Raw genomic sequence first — 24,314 nt, 5'->3', positions numbered from 1 at the left:
CGGTTATTTTATATAACCAAATATCATTTATTCTTTGGCTTTTATTCCAATAACATCAGCGCACATTCAGTGATTACAACTAAAAATACAGAACAACAGAGAGAGGAATCCCCATGACATCATCCATCAAGCTGGTCTCCGGTGCCGCCATTCTGCTGGCAGCCCTGTCCGGTCAAGCCATCGCCCAGGAAACCATCAAGGTCGGCATGTCCGGCAAATATTTCCCGTTCACCTTCGTCAAGCAGGACAAGCTGCAGGGCTTTGAGGTGGATATGTGGAACCAGATTAGTGAGCGCACCGGCTATAAAGTCGAGTTCGTGACCGCCAGCTTCTCCGGCCTGTTCGGCATGCTGGATACCGGCCGCATCGATACCATCTCCAACCAGATAACCATCACAGACGAGCGCAAGGCCAAGTACGCCTTCTCCCAGCCCTATGTCTATGACGGCGCCCAGATAGTGGTCCGCAAGGGCAACAGTACCATTCACGGCATCAAGGATCTGGAAGGCAAGAAGGTCGCTGTCAACCTTGGCTCCAACTTCGAAGAGCTGCTGCGCAAGAACGACCCGAACAAGAAGATCGATATCCGCACCTATGACTCCAATTTCGAGCAAGATGTCGCCCTGGGTCGCATCGATGCCTTCGTGATGGACCGCGTCTCCACCGCCCAGCTGATCAAAGAGTCCAAGCTGCCGCTGCAACAGGCCGGCGCACCGTTCGAGACCATCGAGAACGCCCTGCCCTTCCTGAATACCCCGGAGAAGCAGGCGCTGCTGAAGAAGGTGGATGACGCCCTGACCGCCATGCGCAAAGATGGCACCCTGCGTCAAATCTCCGAGAAATGGTTCGCTTCCGACATCACCGACAAATAAATGATGGAATTTGACCTCGAGTACACACTAGGGCTGTTCCCCATCCTGCTCAAATACCTGGGCACCACGATGGAAATGGCCCTGTGGGGATTCGTCTTGGCACTCGTATTGTCGCTGACCCTGGCGATAGTACGGGTGTTTCGCATCCCCGTGATCCACTGGCTGGCGATGCTCTATATCTCGTTCTTTCGAGGTACTCCCCTGCTCGTCCAACTGTTCCTGCTCTATTACGGACTGCCGCAATTGTTCCCCATCTTCGTGGGGATGGATGCCTTTACCGCCGCCATCGTCGGACTGACCCTGCACTTCGCCGCCTACATGGCCGAGTCGATCCGCGCCGCCATTCTGGGCATTAACAAGAGCCAGATGGAAGCGGCTCTCAGTATCGGCATGAGCCGTTACCAAGCGATGCAGCGGATCATATTGCCGCAGGCTGCCCGCATAGCAACGCCGTCGCTGATGAACTACTTCATCGACATGATCAAGAGCACCTCGCTGGCATTCACCCTGGGCGTAGCAGAGATCATGGGCAAGGCGCAGATGGAAGCCTCCTCCTCCTTCAAGTTCTTCGAGAGCTTCATGGCGGTGGCCCTGGTCTACTGGGTGGTGGTCATCATCTTCACCCGCTTGCAGCACCTGCTGGAAGTTCACCTGAACCGAGCCTATTAAAGGAGGTCTGAGATGATCAAATTAACCGGCCTCTCCAAGGCATTTCAGGGCAACAAGGTGCTCAACAGCATAGATCTGGAGGTCAGGAAGGGGGAGATAGTGGTCATCATAGGTCCCTCCGGGACCGGCAAATCGACCCTGCTGCGCTGCCTGAACCTGCTGGAAACCCCGGATGCAGGCTCCCTTGCCATCGATGACCTGCAGCTGGACCTGGCCAACGCCAGCGAGCAGCAAGCCATTGAGCTGCGCAAACGTGCCTCCTTCGTGTTCCAGAACTACGCACTGTTCGCCAACAAAACGGCGCTGGACAACATAGCCGAGGGGCTGATCACCGTCTGGAAGCAGCCGAAGGCTGAGGCTCGCACCACAGCCCTCGGCATCCTCAAGGACATCGGGCTTGCCGACAAGCAGGATGCCTACCCGGCGTCCCTCTCCGGCGGCCAGCAGCAACGGGTCGGCATCGGCCGCGCCATGGCGGCTCACTCCAAGGTCATTCTGTTCGATGAGCCCACCTCAGCCCTCGATCCCGAGTGGGTCGACGAGGTACTTGGGTTGATGAAGGAACTCGCCCGCCAGCACCAGACCATGGTAGTGGTGACCCATGAGATTGAATTTGCTCGTGATGTTGCCGATCGGGTGATCTTCATGGAGGGGGGCCGGATCGTGGAACAGGGCCCGCCGGATCAGATATTGGTCGATCCCAAGGATCCCCGCACCCGGGAATTCTTGCGAAAAGTGCTTAAATAGCTCTCTCTTTTGGCGGCCTTGCCGCCTTTTTTATTGGAGGATCCTTGTTTAACCCCGGGTTGCCAGTATAATCCGGAGCCCTTGATCCTCCGGATCCTGCCAGCTTCTCCTGCTTACTTATGAGTCAGGGCAAGATGAGAGGGAACGGCGGATTGACTAAAAGCCGAACTCTGTTTAGAATTCGGCCTCTTTTGCTAGTCGTCACACGCTATAGCTGGCGCGTCGGCTAAGTGTGACAATCAAAACTGTACAGAAATACGGAATCGAATCATGAAACGTACTTTTCAACCGTCCAACCTGAAGCGCAAGCGCTCTCACGGTTTCCGCGCCCGCATGGCAACTGCCAACGGTCGTAAAGTTCTGGCCGCTCGTCGTGCCAAGGGTCGTGCCCGTCTGGTAGTTTAATGCCAACGCCGCACACCTTCTCTCGGGAGTTACGTCTGTTAACTCCCGAACACTTCAAACGCGTTTTCGCCGAGCCTGTCCGGGCCGCTTCTCCGCAAATTACTCTTCTCGCCTGTCCCAACACCCTCGAACATCCCCGTCTTGGCCTCGCTGTGCCCAAAAAAGCACTCAAGCGTGCCGTCTGGCGTAATCGTGTCAAACGAGTGGTCCGGGAAAGTTTCCGCCTCAATCAAGCCAACCTGCCCGCTATCGACATCGTCGTGATCGCCAAGGGCGGCGTCAAAGAGATGGACAACGAGGAGCTGTTCAAGTTACTGGAAAAGCTATGGCGCACTCTGTCACGCCGTTGCAATGGGTAGCTGTCAAACTGATACGCCTGTATCAGCTAATCATTAGCCCTCTGCTCGGGCCGCGCTGCCGTTTCACGCCAACTTGTTCCCAATTTGCGATAGAAGCAATCCGACTTCACGGTTTCATAAAAGGCGTTTGGTTAGCCAGCAAACGTCTATTAAAATGCCATCCCTTATCCGAGGGTGGTTATGACCCGGTTCCGCAACCAAAGCGAAGAAACTGAAGACTATGGAATCACAACGCAATCTCATCCTGATCGGTTTGCTGTTCGTGAGCTTTCTGCTCTGGCAACAGTGGGAGTCTGACAAGGCTCCGAAGCTGGCCCCGACTACCGTGGCCCAAACCGAACATTTCGTACCTGAAGCCGGTCAGACCGGTGATATTCCTCAGGTTTCCGAGCAAACCAACACGAACGCCGCACGCAAGCTGATCACAGTCTCCTCCGACGTGCTCAAGCTGACCCTGGACACCCAGGGCGGTGACATAGTGTCTGCCGAGCTACTGGCCCACAAGCAGGAAGAAGGCCAGGATCAACCCTTCGTCCTGCTGACCAGTCAGCCTGACCGCCTCTATGTCGCCCAGAGCGGCCTGGTAGGTCGCGACGGTCCTGACAGCCAGGTCCAAGGTCGTCCTACCTATGAAGCCACCCAGACCAGCTACCAGCTGGCCGATGGTCAGGATCAAGTCGTCGTTCCGATGACCTGGACCGACAGCAAAGGTGTGGTCTTCACCAAAGAGTTCGTGCTCAAACGTGGTGACTATGCGATTGGTGTCGAATACAAGATCGACAACAAATCCACCGAGCCGGTCCAGGTACAGTTCTACGGTCAGCTGAAGCAGACCATGACCACACCCAAGGATCAGGAAGGTCACGCCATGGTAGCCAGTGCTTACCGTGGTGGCGCCTTCTCCAGCGAAGATAGCCGCTACAAGAAGTACACCTTCAGCGATATGAAGGATGCCGACCTGAACAAGACCACCAAAGGTGGTTGGGTCGCCATGCTGCAACACTACTTCGTCTCTGCCTGGGCACCGAATGCCGACGATATCAACAGCTTCTACAGCCGCGTGATCCCTGGTAAAGACCAGGCCATCATCGGCTTCAAGGCGCCGCTGGTAGACGTGGCTGCAGGCGAGCAGGCCGAAGTGACCAGCACGCTGTGGGTGGGTCCCAAGCTGCAAGACGAGATGTCCAAGGTGGCAAACCACCTCGACCTGACCGTCGACTACGGCTGGCTCTGGTTCATCGCCCAACCGCTGCACTGGTTGCTGACTGTGTTCCACGGTTTCGTCCAGAACTGGGGTCTGGCCATCATCATGCTGACCCTGCTGGTGCGCGGCATCATGTTCCCGCTGACCAAGGCCCAGTACACCTCCATGGCCAAGATGCGCATGCTGCAGCCCAAGCTGGCCGCACTGCGTGAGCGCTTCGGTGACGATCGCCAGAAGATGTCTCAGGGCATGATGGAGCTGTACAAGAAGGAGAAGGTCAACCCGCTGGGTGGCTGTCTGCCGATCCTGGTCCAGATGCCGATCTTCATCGCCCTTTACTGGGCCCTGATGGAATCTGTTGAGCTGCGTCATGCGCCATTCATCCTGTGGATCACCGACCTGTCGGTGAAGGACCCCTTCTTCGTGCTGCCAATCCTCATGGGTGCTTCCATGTGGTATCTGCAGAAGATGAGCCCGACCACGGTGACAGACCCGATGCAGCAGAAGGTGATGCAGTTCATGCCGATCATCTTCACCTTCATGTTCCTCTGGTTCCCGGCTGGCCTGACCCTGTACTGGTTGGTGAGCAACCTCATCTCCATTACCCAGCAGACCATCATCTATCGTCAGCTGGAGAAGAAAGGCCTGCACACTCGCAACTGATGCGCAGCTAATCTTCCCCCTGATAACAAAAGAGGCGGCCTTGGGGCCGCCTTTTTTATTACAATGTCCCCCAATTACCGAGCAAATGAGCCAAGCAAGATGACAACAGATACGATCGTGGCCCAGGCCACCGCGCCCGGCCGTGGCGGCGTTGGCATAGTCCGGGTCTCAGGCCCCGCCGCCGAACAGGTCGCCGAGATAGTGCTCGGCAAGCGCCCGCGGGTGCGCTACGCCGAATATCTGCCGTTCAAGGATGAGCAAGGCCAACCGCTGGATCAGGGCATTGCCCTGCTGTTCAAGGCCCCCAACAGCTTCACCGGCGAGGATGTGCTGGAGCTGCAGGGTCACGGTGGCCCCGTCATCATGGACATGCTGGTGCGCCGTATTCTGCAGATAAAGGGGCTGCGCCCTGCCCGTCCCGGCGAGTTCAGCGAGCGCGCCTTCATGAACGACAAGCTGGATCTGGCCCAGGCCGAGGCCATCGCCGATCTGATCGAAGCCTCCAGCGAACAGGCCGCCCGCAGCGCCATGCACTCTCTGCAGGGGCAGTTCTCCAGCAAAATCCAACAACTGGTGGAGAGCCTGATCCGGCTGCGCATCTATGTCGAAGCCGCCATCGACTTCCCGGACGAGGAGATCGACTTCCTCTCCGACGGCAAGGTGGCTGGCGATCTCTACGCCATCATGGGGTCACTGGACGGTGTGCGCAGTGAGGCCAAGCAAGGCGCCCTGCTACGGGAAGGGATGAAGGTAGTGATAGCCGGTCGGCCCAACGCAGGTAAATCCAGCCTGCTAAATGCCCTGGCAGGGCGTGAGTCCGCCATCGTCACCGAGATAGCCGGCACCACCCGCGACGTGCTGCGCGAGCACATCCACCTGGATGGCATGCCGCTGCACATCATAGATACCGCCGGTCTGCGCGACACCCAAGATCAGGTGGAAAAGATCGGCATAGAGCGCGCCTGGGCCGAGATAGAACAGGCCGACCGTGTGCTCTTTATGGTGGATGGCACAACGACCGATGCTATCGACCCGCGAGAGATCTGGCCGGAATTTGTTGATCGGTTGCCAAAAAACATCGGCCTCACTGTGGTGCGCAACAAGGCCGACCTGACCGGCGAGGATCTGGCCCCTCGCAATGAGCTAGGTCACGCCGTCTACCGCATCTCCGCCAAGACAGAGCTGGGGCTGCCCGCCCTGCGCGAGCACCTGAAAGCCTGCATGGGCTTCCAGGGCAACACAGAGGGGGGCTTCATGGCCCGCCGCCGCCACCTGGATGCGCTGGAGCGCGCCGCCGAACGGTTGCTGGTGGCCAAGGATCAGTTGGAAATCTATGTCGCCGGTGAGCTGGTGGCCGAAGAGCTGCGGCTGGCGCAGGAGTCACTCTCGGAGATCACCGGCGAGTTCAGCTCCGACGATCTGCTGGGTCGCATCTTCTCCAGTTTCTGCATCGGCAAATAAGTCGGTACGGCAAACAGTAAAAAGCCCGGGTTCTTCCCGGGCTTTTTTTGTGCGTTTTTCATCCTAAAACCGAGAAGCGGCGCAGACACCACATGAAGTAAGCGCCCCCTAACAGGGCGGAAACCAACCCGACCGACACCGCCTGCGGAAAGAGGATCTGCTGGCTGATACCATGAGCACAAACGGCCTACGATGGAGCAATCAGCACGCCTTTAATCAGCCAAACGGGGTTGTCTGATGCCAGCTCGGCCGCATGGATGATCGAAGACAATGAACAGCAGAGGCACTGTTTGTACATAAAACAACCCATGTAAAAGCCAAACCATAAACCTGATTTCAGCAATAGTGCACGCGCCACAACAGAAAAGGGACTCGTAAGGTAACTACTATTTAGGAAGAAATTCAGAGAGGCTGCAGAAAGATCGCCGGGATTGATCCGGCGGCATTATCTGGCTGGATCCATTATCCCCAAGCTTTATCCATATTTATCCACACCCTTTGGCGGTAGAATCCGGGTTCCGCATTTTTCAGGATCCATTCCATGGCCAAACTCAATCTCGTCGTCGGCTCCATGCTGGGCGCCGCCGAATATGTCGCAGACCACGTCGCCCATCTGCTGGAACAAGCGGGCCATCAGGCCGAGATCCACAATCCGGCCAAGCTGGTCGAGGTGCTCGCCGAGCCGGACGCCATCCTGCTGGTGATCACTTCCACCCACGGTGCCGGTGACATACCCGACAACCTGCAACCCTTCGCCAAGGATCTTGCCGAGCAGCATCCGGATCTTAATGCCTTGAAATATGGCGTGATCGCCCTCGGCGACAGCAGCTATGACACCTTTTGCCAGGGTGGCAAGACGCTGGATCGGCTACTGGCAGAGTGCGGCGCCAGCCGGATCGGGGATCGTCTCGACATCGATGTCACCCAATACGAGATCCCGGAAGATGCCGCCGAAGCCTGGATCCAGAGCTGGATGCCGTTGATCGCCTGATCAGGGCCAGGGAGATCCTGCAGAAAAGCCTTGATCTCCCCGTTTATCCCCCGATCGCTATCCACCAGGTTATTAACAGATTGATCCTGACAACTTGTTCTACATGTTTACCCACAACGACCGGGGGTAATGTGTATAACTACCGTGTAAAGCTCTGCAAAACCTATAGTTATCCATGTATGAGATCCAGCCCGCTAGCCTCCTGTGTATAAAAGCACTGGTTATCCCCCTGTTCACGGGGTCAGGATCCAAGCTTTTCCACAAGCTGAGATCACCTTTAACCAGATGATCTTTATGATCAAAAAGCGCTTATCAACAGAAATGGTGGATCCTAATAAAAGATCCAATAAAAGATCGATCTAAAGATCCTTAAGATCTATTAAGTGGATCCTCCCTCCATACTGACCGTTAAGTAGACGTTCCCCTCAGGGCGCGAAACAGATAGAATGTTCCGCCCCTGAGCCCAGGCAAACAACGATCTTCAGACGTGCAGATCAAGGTGATCCCCAATGCAATACCATGAACAATTTGATGTGATCGTCGTCGGTGGCGGTCATGCAGGAACCGAAGCAGCAACAGCGGCAGCCCGTATGGGTCTGAATACCCTGTTGTTGACCCACAATATCGATACGTTGGGACACATGTCCTGTAATCCGGCGATCGGCGGGATCGGCAAGGGACACCTGGTCAAGGAAGTTGACGCCCTCGGCGGGATCATGGCGCGAGCCGTCGATCTTGGCGGGATCCAGTTCCGTACTCTGAACTCCTCCAAGGGGCCCGCGGTACGAGCCACCCGTGCTCAAGCGGATCGACTGCTCTACAAAGCCGTCGTACGTCAGATGCTGGAGAACTACCCGAACCTGAAGATCTTCCAGCAAGCCTGTGATGATCTGATCATGGACGGGGATCGTGTTGCTGGTGTGGTCACCCAGAGCGGGATCCGCATCAGCGGCAAGACGGTGGTGCTGACCGTAGGCACCTTCCTGAATGGCTTGATCCACATCGGGATGGAAAACTACAAGGGCGGCCGCGCCGGGGATCCTCCCTCGATCGCCTTGGCTCAACGGCTGCGCGAGATGCCGCTGCGCATCGATCGTCTCAAGACGGGTACACCGCCGCGGATCGATGCCCGTAGCGTTGATATCTCCGTCATGCAGGCCCAGTACGGCGATGATCCGCGCCCCGTCTTCTCGTTTATCGGCGACGCCAGCCAGCACCCCCGTCAGGTGCCCTGCTACGTCACTCACACCAACGAGCGTACCCACGATGTGATCCGCAACAATCTGGATCGCAGCCCCATGTACGCCGGGGTGATCGAAGGGATAGGCCCGCGCTACTGCCCGTCGATCGAAGACAAGATCACCCGCTTCGCGGACAAGACGGCGCACCAGATTTTTGTCGAGCCGGAAGGCCTGACCACCCACGAACTCTATCCGAACGGGATCTCCACCAGCCTGCCATTCGACGTGCAGGTGCAGATAGTGCGTTCCATTCGTGGTTTCGAAAATGCCCATATCACCCGCCCCGGCTATGCCATCGAATATGACTTCTTCGATCCACGGGATCTCAAGGCCAACATGGAGAGCAAGTGCATCGGCAACCTGTTTTTCGCTGGCCAGATCAACGGCACCACGGGTTACGAAGAGGCTGCGGCCCAGGGCCTGATGGCCGGTTTGAACGCCGGTCTGCGTGCCCAGGACAAGGATCCCTGGCATCCGCGCAGAGATCAGGCCTACATGGGCGTGATGATGGACGATCTCTCCACCCTGGGGACCCGCGAGCCCTACCGCATGTTCACCAGCCGCGCTGAATATCGCCTGCTGCTGCGGGAAGACAACGCTGACCTGCGTCTGACCGCCATCGGCCGCGAGCTGGGTCTGGTGGATGACGAGCGCTGGGGCAAGTTCAACGTCAAGATGGAACAGGTGGAGCTGGAGCAACAGCGCATGCGTTCGACCTGGATCCACCCGCAACATCCGTCGCTGGAGGCAGTCAACGCCCTGGTCAATGCCCCGCTGACCCGCGAGCAGAGTCTGGAAGAGTTGCTGCGTCGTCCCGAAGTGACCTACGATGCGCTGATGGCCATCGAGGGGGTGGGGCCGGCACTGAGCGATCGCGCCGCCGCCGATCAGGTGGAGATCCAGATCAAGTACGCCGGTTACATCGAACGTCAGCACGACGAGGTGGAGAAACAGCTGCGCAACGAGAACACCCTCTTGCCGCTGGACATGAACTACCGCGACGTCAACGGTCTCTCCAACGAGGTGATCGCCAAGCTGAGCGATGCCAGGCCGCAGACCATAGGTCAGGCTTCCCGTATCTCCGGCATCACCCCGGCTGCCATCTCCATCCTGCTGGTTCACCTGAAAAAACACGGCCTGCTGCGCAAAACCGCCTGAGGATTCTTACCGTTGGAAAACATGCTGGAAAGATTGAACGGCCTGCTTATGCAGGCCGGTATTGTTATCACCGACACCCAAAAGACCCAGTTGGTTCAGCTTGTCGAGTTGCTGCACAAGTGGAACAAGGCTTACAATCTCACCTCGGTGCGTGATCCGGACGCCATGCTGGTCAAGCATATCCTCGACAGTCTGGTGGTGAGCCCTCACCTGCACGGTGAACGTTTCATCGATGTGGGGACCGGTCCCGGGCTGCCTGGCTTGCCGCTGGCCATCATCAATCCGGACAAGCAGTTCGTGCTGTTGGACAGTCTGGGCAAGCGGATCAACTTCATCCGCCAGGTGATCCAGGAGCTGGGCTTGACCAATGTGACACCCGTCAAATCCCGTGTTGAAGAGTATCAACCCGACGTCGGGTTTGATGGTGTACTGAGTCGGGCCTTTGCCTCGCTGGAGGACATGCTGACCTGGTGTCATCATCTGCCGTCGGCCCAGGGCAGCTTCCTGGCGCTCAAGGGGCAATACCCCGGGCCCGAGCTGGCTCAACTGCCTGCCAACATACGTCTGGTCGCCTCCCATCAACTGGTGGTGCCGGAATTGGAAGGCGAACGTCATCTGCTGGAATTTAAACATGTCCAGCCCGAATAGGGTCGCAGTTTCATTTAGGGGATAGTGTGGGAAAAGTCATCGCCATAGCCAACCAGAAGGGTGGAGTGGGTAAAACCACCACCTGTGTGAATCTGGCCGCCTCCCTGGCCGCTACCCGGCGCAAGGTGCTGGTGATCGATCTGGATCCGCAGGGCAATGCCACCATGGGCAGCGGTGTCGACAAGTACGAAGTCGAACGGACTGCCTATGAGCTGCTGATCGAAGACGCCCCCATTGGCGAGGTGATCATCCCCGAAACCTCGGGGGGCTATCACCTCATCGCCGCCAACGCCGACGTGACTGCGGCCGAAATCCGCCTGATGGAATTCTTTGCCCGCGAGATCCGCCTGCGCAATGCGTTGGCCTCGGTACGGGACAAATACGATTACATCTTCATCGACTGCCCGCCTTCTCTCAACATGCTGACCGTGAACGCCATGGCCGCCGCCGATTCCGTGCTGGTGCCCATGCAGTGCGAATACTATGCACTGGAAGGGCTTACCGCCCTGGTCGACACCATCAGCAAGCTGGCAGCCGTGGTCAATCCGGAGCTGAAGATCGAAGGGGTGCTGCGCACCATGTTCGATCACCGCAACCGGCTGGCCAATGATGTGTCCGATCAGCTGAAACAGCATTTCGGGGACAAGGTCTATCGCACCATCATCCCCCGCAACGTAAGACTGGCGGAGGCACCGAGCTTCGGTGCTCCGGCCATGCACTATGACAAATCATCGGTGGGTGCCAAGGCCTATCTGGCGCTGGCGGGCGAGATGCTGCGCCGCCAGGAGCAGGAGCGTCAGGTGACCATCGCAGACCGAGAGAGCATATGACGCCGAAAAAACGTGGACTGGGCAAGGGGCTGGACGCCCTGCTCAGCACCAGCACTGCCGCGCGCCAGAAACAGGTGATGAGCGACCAGCGTACCGAGCAGGCTATGGCCCCCACCAATCAGGGTGAGCTGCGCAGGCTGCCGGTGGAGTGGTTACAGTCCGGCAAGTACCAGCCACGCAAGGACATGTCGCAGGATGCACTGGAAGATCTGGCCAATTCCATCCGCGCCCAAGGGGTGATCCAGCCGATCGTGGTGCGCCCCCTTGGCGAGCAATCCTTTGAAATCATCGCCGGCGAGCGACGTTGGCGTGCCTCCCAGCTGGCCCGGCTCGATGTAGTGCCCTGCATCGTCAAGGATGTGCCCGACGAGGCTGCCGTCGCTATCGCGCTGATTGAGAACATCCAGCGTGAAGATCTCAATGCCATCGAAGAGGCGGTCGCCCTGCAGCGGCTGCTGACCGAATTCGAGCTGACCCACCAGCAGGTGGCCGAGGCGGTAGGCAAGTCCCGCACCACGGTCACCAACCTGTTGCGTCTCAATCAGCTCAACGATGACGTCAAGCGTTTCGTCGAGCACGGTGATCTCGATATGGGTCATGCCCGCGCCCTGTTGGCGTTGAGTGGCCAGGCCCAGTCCGAACTGGCCAAGCTGGTCGCCCAGAAGGGGCTGACAGTGCGAGATACCGAGAAGCTGGTTCAAAAAACACTCGAACCGGCAAAAGCCAAGGTTGAACCTGTCCGTGATCCGCAGTTTGGTTACCTGGAGCGCCAGATTTCAGAAAAAATTGGTAATCAGGTACAGCTTCAGCCGGGGAAGCAGGATAGCGGCAAGTTAGTAATAAGTTACGAGAACTTAGCCGGTTTGGACCGGGTATTGGGCTATTTTGGCCTGTCAGAAACGTGATTTTTACGCTTTTTGTAGTAATAAAACATCTATTCCTTTTGATATGAACGTAACCTTGATTCTGTACGGAAAGCCGCAAAAATTAAGGGTTTTTGTCATATTGCAATCACCGCCTTCAAGGGTATAATTTGACCGGCTTTTTGGGCTGTCATTTCGTGTGTGTCAACATGTCGATTTTTACAGTTCTGTAATGTTCAGGGGGCATTTGGTGGAGCAAAAATTAGCCTGGAAAGGTTTGACACTGGCCTTGGCTATACTTGCTTGCCAACTTACCCTGATCTTGGTTGTGAGTGCCGTTTGGGTTCACCTGAGAGGCATTCCTGCTGGATACGCGTCCCTCTATGGGGGAGGTGTATATCTGATTCCACAACTCCTGTTCAGTCTCTTTACGTTGAGCCGGAAGCTTGGCCCCGGGAGTGCGGGCTGGGTGTTGTGGGATTTTTGTGTTGGAGCAGGGATCAAGCTGGTAAGTACAGTCGCACTCTTCGTGACTGTACTCCTGTACGTCGAGGTGGAACATCTCCCCCTTTATGTCACCTATTCGCTATCCCTGTTTTTCCAATGGGTCATAACGATCGTTCTCAATAACCGCTACTAGGAAAACTCATGGCTGCAACCGGAGAAGCCCTGACTACTCAGGGATACATCTCCCACCACCTGCACCATCTGCAAGTGGGTTCGGGGTTCTGGACGGTAAATATCGACTCCATGATATTTTCCGTTATCCTCGGCGCTCTGTTTATCTGGATATTCCGCAAGGTGGCCGTGACGGCGACCAGCGGTGTGCCAGACAAGCTTCAGTGTTTTGTAGAAATGGTTGTCGAGTTTGTGGATGACACTGTCAAGGGTATCTTCCACGGTAAGAGCAAGCTGATCGCTCCGCTGGCACTGACCGTGTTCATCTGGGTTTTCCTGATGAACCTGATGGACCTCATCCCGGTTGACTACCTGCCCTACACAGCACAATTGCTGGGCGTCCCCAACTTGCGAGTAGTTCCTTCCGCCGATGTTAACATCACTATGTCCATGGCTCTGGGAGTCTTCGCCTTAATCATCATTTACAGTATCAAGATGAAAGGTGTCTCGGGCTTTGTGAAAGAGTTGACCCTCAGCCCTTTCAATCACTGGGCATTTATCCCTGTTAACATTGCGTTGGAGTTGGTTACCCTGCTGTCCAAACCCGTTTCTCAGGGTTTGCGTCTGTTTGGTAACATGTATGCCGGTGAACTGGTATTTATCCTGATCGCTGGTCTGCTACCGTGGTGGTCCCAATGGCTGCTTAGCGTGCCTTGGGCACTGTTCCACATTCTGGTAATTACTCTGCAAGCCTTTATCTTCATGGTGTTGACCATTGTCTATTTGTCGATGGCCAGTGAAGACCATTAATCCTGTTACGTTTACTCGCTCTGTTTGGAGAATATAAAGATGGAAATGATTTACTTTGCCGCTGCAATCATGCTGGGTATGGCCGCTGTCGGTGCCGCTATCGGTATCGCTCTGCTGGGTGGCAAGTTTCTGGAAGGCGCTGCGCGTCAGCCTGACCTGATGCCTATCCTGCGTACCAACTTCTTCATCGTAATGGGTCTGGTCGATGCAATCCCGATGATTGTGGTCGGTATGGCTCTGTACCTGATTTTCGGGGTTGCAGCCTGATAAGTGATGCTGTTGTTATCACTTTCTTTTTAAATTTCATATAGAGAGGTCTTGGTTGTGAGTATCAATGCCACCCTCCTCGGTCAGACAATTGCTTTCATCATTTTTGTCTGGTGCTGCATGAAGTTTGTATGGCCGCCCCTGATGGCTGCCATCGAGGCTCGTCAGAAAAAAATTGCTGATGGCCTCTCTTCCGCAGAGCGTGCCAAGAAAGATCTGGATTTGGCCAAGGCCAACGCCACCGATCAGCTGAAAGAAGCCAAGCTTCAGGCTGCAGAAATCATTGAGCAGGCTAACAAACGTAAAGCCCAGATCATTGATGATGCTGCTGTCGGAGCCCAGACTGAGCGGGAAAAAATCCTGGCTCAGGGCCGAGCCGAGCTCGAAGCTGAACGTCATCGTGCCAAAGAAGAACTGCGTAAGCAGGTTGCTGCTCTTGCCATTGCTGGTGCAGAGAAGATCCTGGCGCGTCACATCGACCAGGCTGCCAACAGCGACATCGTCGACAAACTGGTAGCAGAACTGTAACGGGAACGGGGCTATGTCTGAACTGACTACAATCGCTCGCCCCTACGCCAAGGCTGCTTTCGAGTTTGCCGTTGAGCACAAGGCGGTTGACCAGTGGCTGGGGATGCTCGGCTTCGCTGCACAAGTAGCGGAGAACGGGACTATTCACTCACTGGTACACGGCTCTGTGGCTGCCGAAGAGCTTGCAAACCTGTTTGTGGGCGTCTGCGGTGAGCAACTCGACGAGCATGGCCAGAACCTTATCCGGGTGATGGCCGAGAATGGTCGCTTGGGTGTGCTGCCGGCGGTCGTTGCTGAATTTGTAGCGTTCAAGGCTGAACTGGATAAAGAAGTTCAGGCTGACGTGATTTCGGCGACCGAACTGACCGACCAGCAGAAAGCCGCTATTCAGGCTTCTCTGGAACAACGTCTCGCGCGCAAAGTGAAGCTGAATTGCAGCATGGATGCGTCCTTGATGGCCGGGGTGCTCATCACGGCCGGAGATCTGGTAATCGACGGCTCTGTCCGCGGTAAGCTGGATCGCATGGCTGACGCGCTGCAATCTTGATTGGGGTATTAGAGCATGCAACTGAATTCCACTGAAATCGCCGAGCTTATCAAGCAGCGCATCGCGCAGTTTGATGTCAAAAGCGAAGCGCGTAACGAAGGTACCATCGTCTCTGTGAGCGACGGTATCATTCGTATTCACGGCCTGGCCGATGCCATGCAAGGTGAGATGATCGAGCTGCCGGGCAACCGCTTCGCTCTGGCATTGAACCTGGAGCGTGACTCCGTCGGTGCTGTGATCATGGGTTCCTATGACGGTCTGTCAGAAGGAATGAAAGTAAAAGGCACTGGCCGTATTCTGGAAGTGCCGGTCGGTCGTGGTTTGTTGGGCCGGGTGCTGAACACCCTGGGCCAGCCGATCGACGGTAAAGGTCCGGTCGACAACGACGGCTTCTCGCCGATCGAAGTGATCGCACCGGGCGTTATCGAGCGCAAGTCTGTTGACCAGCCGGTTCAGACCGGTCTGAAAGCCATCGATGCCATGATCCCCATCGGTCGTGGCCAGCGTGAGCTGATCATCGGTGACCGTCAGGTGGGCAAGACCGCCATCGCGATCGACACCATCATCAACCAGAAAGACTCCGGCATTAAGTGTGTCTACGTTGCGATTGGCCAGAAGGCCTCCACCATCGCCAACGTGGTGCGCAAGCTGGAAGAGCACGGTGCCCTGGCCAACACCATAGTGGTGGTTGCCTCTGCCTCCGAAGCGGCGGCCCTGCAGTACCTGGCTCCGTATGCCGGTTGCTCCATGGGTGAGTACTTCCGTGACCGCGGTGAAGACGCGCTGATCATCTATGATGACCTGTCCAAGCAGGCCGTAGCTTATCGCCAGATCTCCCTGCTGCTGCGCCGTCCGCCAGGACGTGAAGCTTACCCGGGTGACGTTTTCTATCTGCACTCCCGTCTGCTTGAGCGTGCTGCTCGCGTCAACGCCGAGTACGTAGAGAAGTTCACCAAGGGTGAAGTGAAAGGCCAGACCGGTTCTTTGACCGCATTGCCGATCATCGAAACCCAGGCCGGTGACGTGTCTGCATTCGTACCGACCAACGTGATTTCCATCACCGATGGTCAGATCTTCCTGACGTCACAGCTGTTTAACTCCGGTATTCGTCCGGCGGTTGACCCGGGTATCTCCGTATCCCGTGTGGGCGGTGCCGCTCAGACCAAGATCGTCAAGAAGCTGTCCGGTGGTATCCGTACCGCACTGGCCCAGTATCGCGAGCTGGCGGCATTTGCCCAGTTCTCTTCCGATCTGGACGAGGCGACTCGCAAGCAGCTGGACCATGGTCAGAAAGTGACCGAGCTGATGAAGCAGAAACAGTACTCTCCGATGAGCGTGGCCCAGCAGTCGCTGGTGCTGTTCGCCGCCGAGAAAGGCTATCTCTCCGATGTCGAGCTGAACAAGATCGTCGACTTCGAAGCCGCTCTGCTCTCTTACGCCAATACCCAGCATGGTTCGCTGATGGCTGAAATCAATGCCAAAGCAGACTACAACGACGCGATCGTTGGCAAGCTGACTGCGTTGCTGGATGACTTCAAGGCAACCCAGACCTGGTAAGCGTGTGTGGCAGCGCGAGCTGCCACCTGATGGAGAGTAAGAGATGGCCGGCGCAAAAGAGATACGTAACAAGATCGGGAGTGTGAAAAACACTCAGAAGATCACCGGCGCTATGGAGATGGTGGCAGCAAGCAAGATGCGCCGTGCGCAGGAACGCATGTCTGCCAGCCGTCCGTACGCTCAAACCATGCGCAAGGTGATCGGCCATATCGCCCAGGGGAACTTGGAATACAAGCACCCCTACCTCATGGAACGTGAGGTCAAGCGAGTGGGTTACATCGTCGTCTCCACCGACCGTGGCCTGTGTGGCGGTTTGAACATTAACCTGTTCAAGGCTGCCCTCAATGATATGAAGCAATGGAGCGCGAAAGGTGCCAAGGTTGACCTGGCATTGATCGGCAACAAGGCCTCCAACTTCTTTGAACGGCACGGCGCCAAGGTGAAAGCTCATGTCGCAGGACTGGGTGACAACCCGAGCGTCAATGACCTGATTGGTTCAGTCAAAGTCATGCTGAAGGCTTACGACAACGGTGAGATTGACAAGCTGTACCTGGTGTACAACAAGTTCGTCAACACCATGGTGCAGCAACCACGAGTCGATCAACTGCTGCCTTTGCCCGTAACTGAAGACAGCAAGCTCGCCAAGCAGCAACCCTGGGATTACCTCTATGAGCCGGATCCCAAGCAACTGCTGGATACCCTGTTGATTCGCTACGTCGAATCCCAGGTGTACCAGGGGGTGGTAGAAAACTTGGCAAGTGAACAGGCAGCCCGAATGGTTGCCATGCAAGCCGCGACTGACAACGCCGGTAACCTGATTAACGATCTGCAACTGGTATACAACAAGGCCCGTCAGGCCAGTATTACCCAGGAGCTGACAGAGATCGTATCCGGTGCTGCTGCGGTGTAAGGCAAGGGTTATCAAAGGTTTAGAGGATTTGACATGAGTAACGGTTTCATCGTCCAAATCATCGGCGCTGTGGTGGACATCGAGTTCCCGCAGAATGCCGTGCCCCAGGTGTACGATGCACTGAAGGTCGTCAGCGAAGGTCAAGGCTTGGGTCTGGTGCTGGAAGTGCAGCAACAGATCGGCGGCGGCGTCGTTCGTTGCATCACCATGGGCTCCTCCGACGGTCTGCGTCGTGGGTTGGAAGTAATGAATAGCGGTAAATCCATTCAGGTGCCGGTCGGTGTATCGACTCTGGGTCGGATCATGAACGTACTGGGCGATCCGATCGACGAAAAAGGTCCGATCGGTGAAGAAGAGCGTTGGTCCATCCACCGCGCGGCCCCCAGCTACGAAGATCAGTCCAACAGCAACGACCTGCTGGAGACCGGCATCAAGGTTATCGACCTGGTATGCCCGTTCGCCAAGGGTGGTAAAGTCGGTCTGTTCGGTGGTGCCGGTGTCGGCAAGACCGTCAACATGATGGAGCTGATCCGTAACATCGCCATCGAACACAGTGGTTACTCTGTGTTCGCCGGTGTGGGTGAGCGTACCCGTGAGGGTAACGACTTCTACCACGAGATGATGGAGTCCAACGTACTGGACAAAGTATCTCTGGTTTACGGTCAGATGAACGAGCCGCCCGGAAACCGTCTGCGCGTGGCGCTGACCGGCCTGACCATGGCCGAGAAGTTCCGTGACGAAGGTCGTGACGTGCTGTTCTTCGTGGACAACATCTACCGTTATACCCTGGCCGGTACCGAAGTATCCGCACTGCTTGGCCGTATGCCGTCTGCAGTAGGTTACCAGCCGACCCTGGCCGAGGAGATGGGTGTTCTGCAAGAGCGCATCACCTCCACCCGGACCGGTTCCATCACCTCAGTCCAGGCCGTTTACGTGCCTGCGGATGACTTGACCGACCCGTCTCCGGCGACCACCTTCGCCCACCTGGACGCCACCGTCGTTCTGTCCCGTCAGATCGCGGCACTGGGTATCTACCCGGCCGTTGACCCGCTGGACTCCACCTCCCGTCAGCTGGATCCGCTGGTGGTAGGCAAGGAGCACTACGAGACCGCTCGTGGTGTACAGACCGTACTGCAGCGCTACAAAGAGCTGAAGGACATCATCGCCATCCTGGGTATGGATGAACTGTCAGAAGAAGACAAACTGACCGTAGCCCGTGCCCGTAAGATCGAGCGTTTCCTGTCCCAGCCGTTCTTCGTGGCAGAAGTGTTTACCGGTTCTCCGGGTAAATACGTGCCGCTGAAAGAGACCATCCGTGGTTTCCAGGGCATCCTGAAAGGCGAGTACGACGATCTGCCTGAGCAGGCGTTTTACATGGTTGGCAGCATCGACGAAGTCGTCGAGAAATCCAAGAAACTGTAAGCCTCGATAGGAGGGCCCATGGCTGAGATGATCTCCTTTCACCTGGATGTGGTGAGCGCCGAAGGGAAACTTTTTTCCGGTCGGGTGCAATCTGCTCAGGTATCAGGCTCCGAAGGTGAGCTGGGTCTCCGTCACGGTCATGCTCCGTTGCTGACTGCCATCAAGCCGGGCCTGGTCCGCTTGATCAAGCAAAATGGTAGCGAAGAGGTGTTGTATATTTCCGGCGGCATGCTGGAAGTGCAACCCGAATCCGTGACCGTGCTGGCGGACACCGCGATTCGTGCTGACGACTTGGATGAGGCGAAAGCCCAGGAAGCCAAGCGCGCAGCCGAAGAGCGGATCCACAGCTCCCATGGTGATATCGACTACGCCCAGGCCGCCACCGAGCTGGCCAAGGCGATGGCCCAATTGCGGGTTATCGATATCGTCAAAAAGAATTACCGCTAATAACGGTGATGCAAAAAGCGACCTTCGGGTCGCTTTTTTTTTACTCGTTGGATAGACTCCGCCGAGTATTTATTCATGTTCCAAAGGTCGAGTTATGTCCCTCAATGTCGTGATCCTGGCGGCGGGTAAAGGTACCCGCATGCGCTCAGTCCTGCCCAAGGTGCTGCACCCGGTAGCCAATAAACCCATGGTTTCCCATGTGATTGACACCGCCCGCAAGGTGGGTGCCGAGCAACTGCATCTGGTCTATGGCCACGGTGCCGAGCTGTTGAAGGAGCGGATCCTTGCGCCCGACCTGAACTGGGTACTGCAGGCGCAGCAACTGGGTACCGGCCATGCCGTTGCCCAGGCAATCCCGTTCTGGAAAGATGAAGATGACGTGCTGGTGCTGTACGGCGATACCCCGCTGATCCAGCCGGAGACCCTGCAACGGCTGCTGGCCGCCAAGGCTGACAACGGCATGGCGCTGCTGACTGTGGTGCTGGACAACCCGACCGGTTACGGCCGCATAGTGCGCGCCAACGGTCAGGTGGTCGGCATCGTCGAGCAGAAGGATGCCAATGCCGAGCAGCTGACCATCCGTGAAGTGAACACCGGCGTGCTGGTGGCCAACGGCGCCGACTTGCGTGGCTGGTTGTCGCGCCTGGATAACAATAATGCCCAGGGCGAACTTTACCTGACCGACGTGATCGCCATGGCCCATGCCGATGGTTGCCCCATCGCTGCCGTCCATCCGGACAGCGCCATGGAAGTGGAAGGGGCCAACAACCGGGTTCAGCTGGCACAGTTGGAGCGCAGCTACCAGAAGATGCAGGCCGAGCAGCTGATGATCGCCGGTGCTACCCTGATCGACCCGGCTCGCTTCGATCTGCGCGGGTCGCTCGAGATCGGTGAAGAGGTGGTGATCGACGTCAACGTCATCATTGAGGGTAAGGTGACGCTCGGTAATCACGTGCGTATCGGTGCCGGTGCCGTGTTGAAGGACTGCGTCATTGGCGACCACACCGAGGTGAAGCCCTACTCCGTCATCGAAGGTGCCCAGATTGCCGATCAGTGCTCGGTCGGTCCGTTTGCCCGTCTGCGACCGGGGGCCGTGCTGGAGCAGGATGCGCACGTTGGCAACTTTGTCGAGATGAAGAAATCCCGTCTCGGGGTCGGTTCCAAGTGTGGTCATCTCACCTATCTGGGAGATGCCGAGGTGGGGGCCAAGGTGAATATCGGTGCCGGTACCATCACCTGCAACTACGACGGCGTGAACAAGTTCCAGACCATCATAGAGGATGATGTGTTCGTGGGTTCCGATACCCAGCTGGTGGCGCCGGTGCGCATCGGCAAGGGCGCGACTCTGGGGGCGGGCTCCACCATCACCAAGGATGTAGCCGAGAACGAGCTGGTGATCACCCGGGTGCCCCAGCGTCACATCAAGAACTGGGCACGCCCGGTCAAGAAGAAGTGATGCCCGATCAATAAAATGCAACCGGCGCCTGATGGCGCCGGTTTTTTTGGCTTATGGCTGATGGTTGGTGTCACTGGTCGATGGCTGGGGCGCAGCCCATGTGGTGACGGGGGCGTTGTAGTCCATCACCTGATACCAGTCGAGCTTGCGGGTCAGCACCATGATCAGCGCCAGTATGGCGAACAGCAGCAGGGCGCCGAGCAGCAAAGCAATCTCCTGTGCTTGCAGCAGACCGAACAGGATGGCGTAGACCAGCCCGAGCAGCGCCGCAAAGCCGATCCCCTGTTTCGGGCCACCCAGCACATGGCTGAGGTAAAAGCCGTTGAGCAGCACGCTGGCCAGTGCGGCGACCAGATAGGCCCAGCCAAAGCCGAGGTGCTCGGTCAGCGCCAGCAATACCAAATAGAAGATGGCCAGCCCCATGCCCACCAGCGCGTACTGGATTGGGTGGACCCGCAGCCCCTTGAGCAGCTCGAACATGAAGAAGCTGATAAAGGTGAGGCCGATAAACAGCAGGGCATATTTGGCCGCCCGCTCGTTGAGCTGATAGTGATCCACCGGCTGCACCAGGCTGACGCTGAAGGCGGGCAGCGGCTCCTCCCCTCCCTGCATCATGCGATTGAAACGGCTCTCCATGTCGGTGGCAAACCAGCTGCTCTGCCAGCTGGTGTCGAACCCCTGGGCGGTGAGGGTGCGGCTGCCCGGCAGAAAGTCGCCGATGAAGTTGGGGTGGGGCCAGTTGCTGGCGAGGTTGAGCTTGCTGTCCTGGCCGAGGGGCACCACTTCCAGCTCATTCATCCCCTGCAGATCCAGCTCGATATGAAAAGTACCGCCCTCCCCCGGTAGCGCGGCGAGCGGCGCATGGATGCCGGCCAGCCCGTCACCCAACAGGGCGCCGGGGGCAAACGGGATGCTCTGTTCACCCAATTGCAGCTCCGGCACGCGGTTGATGCCGCGGGCATCGGACAGCACCAGGCTCAGATAGGGTGTCCCCGCCACCAGCGCCGGATCGGTGCCATCGACGCTCAGTTCTGGCTCGCCGCTTATCGGGGCCTTGCTGTTCAGCCCGGTGGGCAGGCGTCCGGAGAGGGAGAGCTGGGCGTGATAGACCTGAGCCTGATAGATGCCGAGCTTGCGGGGGGTGACATCCATGTTGGCCCGCACCTCCAGTTGCTCCGGCAGCAGGTAGCGGTAGATCTGCTGCTTGCGTTCGAAGCGCTTGCCATCCTGTTCCACTGTGACAATGCGGGTGTAAGGCTGCACCACAACCGGCCCCATCAGCCGCTGCGGACCACTGCTGCTGGCCATGATGCTGTGAATGGCCTGACTGCGGTAAGCCTGACGCTCCCGGTTCAGCTCCATGATGGATTGTACCGGCACCATTAGCAGCAGGCTGAGCAACAGCAGCAGAAAGATCTTGTGGGTGAATATCTGTTTGACCATGACACGTCTCCTTGTTGGATGGAACGAGTCTGTCAGCGCGAAGTGAAGGGGAGATGGGCTTGTGTGAAGTGGGGGTGAAGGGGGATAAAAAAACCGGCGCCTTGCACCGGTATTGGCATCACAGCCTCTTCAGCTGTTCGGGCAGGGCGGCAAATACAGCTTCCTTCGCCTTGAGCGAGGCGAATTGCTTGCCGGGTTTTTGCACTACTGTGTGGACGAAGATGAGCTGCTTGCCCGGCTTGCTGGCCCAGCCGACAAACCAGCCGATCTGCTGATCCCGGTTGAGGCTGCCATCCAGCAGCTTGGGGTAGCCCATGCCGGTCTTGCCGTGGATCTGCCAGCCGTCAATATCGGGCTGACGCAGGATATTGGCCGTGTGCTGCAGGGTCTGGGCGGAGACCGGCAGCTTGCCGCTCACCAGCTTGCCGAGGAAGCGAGCCTGCTCCTGGGGGCTGATGGCGAGGCTGGAGCTGAGCCAGGCCTGGGTCAGACCGTCGTGCTTGCCGGGGTTGCCCGAGAGATCCCGGTTGCCGTAGTCGAAGCGATCGACGTACTGCTGAAAGCGCTCCATCCCCAGCCACTCGGTGAGGCGCTGGGAGTACCAGACCACAGAGTAGGTGAGCCAGCGGCTCGGGGTTGTGGTCTCGCGCCAGGCGGGCAGCCAGTCATCGTCGCCGGGTTTGAACGGCAGGGCCGGCAGCGTTTCATCCACCAGGAAGCCGCTGTCATACCCCATCAGTGCCAGCGGGATCTTGAAGGTGGAGGCGGGAGTCAGCTGGCTGGAGCAATCCCCCTGGCTGCTGATGGGCTTGCCGCTGCCATCGGCAAACAGCAGGCAGCCGGAGGCGGCGCTGGTCGGCAGCGAGAATAGCAGGCCTGCAGCGAGCAGGCCGGGTAACAGAGTGCGGGACATGGGGTCTCCTTGGGCAAATGGGGCTAAGGGCCGGGAGGAGCGAGTATGACGCCGCTTTATGTGGCCAGTGTGAAGAGTCAGCCGGTGGGCAGCCAGAGCTCGGCCAGCACACCGCCATCGGGCTGGTTGCCTAGGCTCAGGTGGCCGCCGTGTTGGCGAGCCACCTCGGAGGCAAAGCTGAGCCCCAGGCCGCTGCTCTTGCCCTTATCAGGCCTGGGCAGGGAGTAGAAACGCTCGAAGATACGTGGCAGGGCATAGTCCGGAATGCCGGGCCCCTGATCCCGTACCCGAAAGCCGTAACCGTCGGCGTGCATCTCGCCGGTCAATCTGATCGTGCTGCCAGCGGGTGAGAAGTCGAGGGCGTTGTCCAGCAGGTTGCCGAGGGCCTGCTCCACCAGCAGCGAGTCCCACTTCTGCTTCTGGGCCTCGCCGAGTTCGGCCACCAGCGTCACCTGGCGGCGCTGTGCGATGATCTGGCGGGCATCGAGCGCCCGTCTCCCTAGCCTGGCGGGGTCGGTGGCCTGGCGATCCAACCCCTGCCCCGACTCCAGTTTGGCCAGTTGCAGCATACGTTCTATCAGCTGCTGCATGCGGGCCGTCTCCAGATTGATGTTGCCGATAAAGCGCCGCGCCACCTCGGGTGGCGGCGCTTCCACCAGCAACTCCCCTGCCCCGCGAATGGCGGCCAGCGGGCTTTTGAGCTCGTGGGTCAGGCTGTGCACATAGGCTTCGATATAGGCCTTGCCATCCAGCTGGCGGCGCATGGTCTCCAGAGATCGGCCAAGCCGGTCCAGCTCTGGGCTGTAGAGCGGTGGCAGGCTGGCCGGCTGGTTGTGGCTGACCGCATCGGCGTAGTGCACCAGCTTGCCGATGGCGCGGTTGAGCCACCACACCAGCAGGGCGCCGATCAGCAGCGAGATGAACAGCAGCAGGGCCGCCCCCTGCAACAGCTGGTGCTCGCTGCGCTCTATCATGGGCAACAAAGTGCGGTTGGGCTTGGCGACCGTGAGGGATCCCAGGATATCGTCCCCTTCCCGCAGCGGCGCGGCTACGTGCATCACGGAACTGGCGGGATCGTCGGGGTCGCTGCGGGTGCTGCGGGCTCCGTATTCACCGCGCAGGGTGCGATAGACATCGTTCCAGCGTGAGTAGTCCTTGCCCAGATCCATCCCGTCCGAGTCGTAAACCACCTTGCCCCAGCGGTCGACTACGTAGATGCGGTACTCTGTCTGCTGTTTGAGGTGGCCGTCGATCAGGGCATTGATGGGACTCTGGTTGAGGCGGG

26 protein-coding genes are annotated in these 24,314 nt (G+C 57.8%); 23 read left to right on the top strand and 3 right to left on the bottom strand.

What is annotated here, in order from left to right:
• Window positions 1-113: 113 nt before the first annotated feature.
• From AAC083_RS02065 to glmU, 23 genes are all read left to right on the top strand, one after another.
• Window positions 114-872, top strand: coding sequence for an amino acid ABC transporter substrate-binding protein (locus AAC083_RS02065; RefSeq protein WP_108535724.1), 759 nt, complete (start codon window positions 114-116; stop codon window positions 870-872).
• Window positions 873-1,541 carry an amino acid ABC transporter permease gene (locus AAC083_RS02060; RefSeq protein ID WP_108535723.1) on the top strand — a complete coding sequence of 223 codons (669 nt, stop codon included), beginning with the start codon at window positions 873-875 and terminating at the stop codon, window positions 1,539-1,541. It abuts the gene before it with no gap.
• Between the two features lie 12 nt (window positions 1,542-1,553).
• On the top strand, window positions 1,554-2,288 hold the full coding sequence (locus AAC083_RS02055) for an amino acid ABC transporter ATP-binding protein (RefSeq protein ID WP_108535722.1): 735 nt from the start codon (window positions 1,554-1,556) through the stop codon (window positions 2,286-2,288).
• 270 nt (window positions 2,289-2,558) lie between these two features.
• Window positions 2,559-2,693, top strand: coding sequence for a 50S ribosomal protein L34 (rpmH, locus tag AAC083_RS02050; protein ID WP_005307156.1), 135 nt, complete (start codon window positions 2,559-2,561; stop codon window positions 2,691-2,693).
• Window positions 2,693-3,052: a ribonuclease P protein component gene (rnpA, locus tag AAC083_RS02045; RefSeq protein ID WP_042037151.1), complete on the top strand. Its 360-nt coding sequence runs from the start codon at window positions 2,693-2,695 to the stop codon at window positions 3,050-3,052. The genes rpmH and rnpA overlap by 1 nt, the downstream gene beginning before the upstream one ends.
• Window positions 3,019-3,267, top strand: coding sequence for a membrane protein insertion efficiency factor YidD (gene yidD, locus AAC083_RS02040; RefSeq protein ID WP_010635605.1), 249 nt, complete (start codon window positions 3,019-3,021; stop codon window positions 3,265-3,267). The genes rnpA and yidD overlap by 34 nt, the downstream gene beginning before the upstream one ends.
• 5 nt (window positions 3,268-3,272) lie before the next feature.
• Window positions 3,273-4,919, top strand: coding sequence for a membrane protein insertase YidC (gene yidC / locus AAC083_RS02035; protein WP_108535721.1), 1,647 nt, complete (start codon window positions 3,273-3,275; stop codon window positions 4,917-4,919).
• 99 nt (window positions 4,920-5,018) lie between these two features.
• Complete coding sequence (gene mnmE, locus AAC083_RS02030) at window positions 5,019-6,380, top strand: tRNA uridine-5-carboxymethylaminomethyl(34) synthesis GTPase MnmE (protein ID WP_042037154.1); 1,362 nt, start codon at window positions 5,019-5,021, stop codon at window positions 6,378-6,380.
• Window positions 6,381-6,921: 541 nt separating this feature from the next.
• Complete coding sequence (gene mioC, locus AAC083_RS02025) at window positions 6,922-7,371, top strand: FMN-binding protein MioC (RefSeq protein WP_108535720.1); 450 nt, start codon at window positions 6,922-6,924, stop codon at window positions 7,369-7,371.
• Window positions 7,372-7,880: 509 nt separating this feature from the next.
• A complete protein-coding gene (gene mnmG, locus AAC083_RS02020; protein WP_108535719.1) occupies window positions 7,881-9,770 on the top strand; it encodes a tRNA uridine-5-carboxymethylaminomethyl(34) synthesis enzyme MnmG in 1,890 nt (629 codons plus the stop codon).
• 21 nt (window positions 9,771-9,791) lie between these two features.
• Window positions 9,792-10,418: a 16S rRNA (guanine(527)-N(7))-methyltransferase RsmG gene (rsmG, locus tag AAC083_RS02015; RefSeq protein ID WP_108535733.1), complete on the top strand. Its 627-nt coding sequence runs from the start codon at window positions 9,792-9,794 to the stop codon at window positions 10,416-10,418.
• Between the two features lie 26 nt (window positions 10,419-10,444).
• Window positions 10,445-11,248 carry a ParA family protein gene (locus AAC083_RS02010; protein WP_042037160.1) on the top strand — a complete coding sequence of 268 codons (804 nt, stop codon included), beginning with the start codon at window positions 10,445-10,447 and terminating at the stop codon, window positions 11,246-11,248.
• A complete protein-coding gene (locus tag AAC083_RS02005) occupies window positions 11,245-12,153 on the top strand; it encodes a ParB/RepB/Spo0J family partition protein (RefSeq protein WP_042037161.1) in 909 nt (302 codons plus the stop codon). The genes AAC083_RS02010 and AAC083_RS02005 overlap by 4 nt, the downstream gene beginning before the upstream one ends.
• A 190-nt stretch (window positions 12,154-12,343) precedes the next feature.
• Window positions 12,344-12,751: an ATP synthase subunit I gene (locus AAC083_RS02000; protein WP_042037162.1), complete on the top strand. Its 408-nt coding sequence runs from the start codon at window positions 12,344-12,346 to the stop codon at window positions 12,749-12,751.
• An 8-nt stretch (window positions 12,752-12,759) separates the two neighbouring features.
• Window positions 12,760-13,539, top strand: a complete 780-nt coding sequence (atpB, locus tag AAC083_RS01995; protein ID WP_042037163.1) for a F0F1 ATP synthase subunit A — start codon at window positions 12,760-12,762, stop codon at window positions 13,537-13,539.
• 39 nt (window positions 13,540-13,578) lie between these two features.
• The gene (gene atpE, locus AAC083_RS01990; RefSeq protein ID WP_375134736.1) at window positions 13,579-13,806 is read left to right on the top strand and encodes a F0F1 ATP synthase subunit C; all 228 of its coding nucleotides are present in this window, start codon (window positions 13,579-13,581) and stop codon (window positions 13,804-13,806) included.
• Between the two features lie 57 nt (window positions 13,807-13,863).
• A complete protein-coding gene (gene atpF / locus AAC083_RS01985) occupies window positions 13,864-14,334 on the top strand; it encodes a F0F1 ATP synthase subunit B (protein WP_042037194.1) in 471 nt (156 codons plus the stop codon).
• A gap of 13 nt (window positions 14,335-14,347) precedes the next feature.
• Window positions 14,348-14,881, top strand: a complete 534-nt coding sequence (atpH, locus tag AAC083_RS01980) for a F0F1 ATP synthase subunit delta (protein WP_042037165.1) — start codon at window positions 14,348-14,350, stop codon at window positions 14,879-14,881.
• Window positions 14,882-14,896: 15 nt separating this feature from the next.
• Window positions 14,897-16,438, top strand: coding sequence for a F0F1 ATP synthase subunit alpha (atpA, locus tag AAC083_RS01975; RefSeq protein WP_042037166.1), 1,542 nt, complete (start codon window positions 14,897-14,899; stop codon window positions 16,436-16,438).
• A gap of 43 nt (window positions 16,439-16,481) precedes the next feature.
• On the top strand, window positions 16,482-17,348 hold the full coding sequence (atpG, locus tag AAC083_RS01970) for a F0F1 ATP synthase subunit gamma (RefSeq protein ID WP_042037167.1): 867 nt from the start codon (window positions 16,482-16,484) through the stop codon (window positions 17,346-17,348).
• Window positions 17,349-17,381: 33 nt separating this feature from the next.
• Entirely contained in the window at window positions 17,382-18,770 is a 1,389-nt protein-coding gene (gene atpD, locus AAC083_RS01965) for a F0F1 ATP synthase subunit beta (RefSeq protein ID WP_042037168.1), read from the top strand.
• An 18-nt stretch (window positions 18,771-18,788) separates the two neighbouring features.
• On the top strand, window positions 18,789-19,217 hold the full coding sequence (locus AAC083_RS01960) for a F0F1 ATP synthase subunit epsilon (RefSeq protein WP_042037169.1): 429 nt from the start codon (window positions 18,789-18,791) through the stop codon (window positions 19,215-19,217).
• Between the two features lie 94 nt (window positions 19,218-19,311).
• The gene (gene glmU / locus AAC083_RS01955) at window positions 19,312-20,673 is read left to right on the top strand and encodes a bifunctional UDP-N-acetylglucosamine diphosphorylase/glucosamine-1-phosphate N-acetyltransferase GlmU (protein ID WP_108535718.1); all 1,362 of its coding nucleotides are present in this window, start codon (window positions 19,312-19,314) and stop codon (window positions 20,671-20,673) included.
• Between the two features lie 51 nt (window positions 20,674-20,724).
• Here the strand turns inward: glmU and creD are convergent, their stop codons facing one another.
• From creD to blrB, 3 genes are all read right to left on the bottom strand, one after another.
• Window positions 20,725-22,116, bottom strand: a complete 1,392-nt coding sequence (gene creD / locus AAC083_RS01950; RefSeq protein WP_108535717.1) for a cell envelope integrity protein CreD — start codon at window positions 22,114-22,116, stop codon at window positions 20,725-20,727.
• A 118-nt stretch (window positions 22,117-22,234) separates the two neighbouring features.
• Window positions 22,235-23,029: a class D beta-lactamase gene (gene blaOXA / locus AAC083_RS01945; RefSeq protein WP_108535716.1), complete on the bottom strand. Its 795-nt coding sequence runs from the start codon at window positions 23,027-23,029 to the stop codon at window positions 22,235-22,237.
• A 77-nt stretch (window positions 23,030-23,106) separates the two neighbouring features.
• Window positions 23,107-24,314 (bottom strand): beta-lactam sensor histidine kinase BlrB (gene blrB / locus AAC083_RS01940; RefSeq protein WP_108535715.1); only part of this gene is annotated, 1,208 nt, incomplete at its 5' end.

Source organism: Aeromonas sp. HMWF014, from assembly GCF_963878295.1.
Taxonomy (GTDB): Bacteria; Pseudomonadota; Gammaproteobacteria; order Enterobacterales; family Aeromonadaceae; genus Aeromonas; species Aeromonas popoffii.
This window is presented reverse-complemented; position numbering and strand designations above follow the sequence as displayed.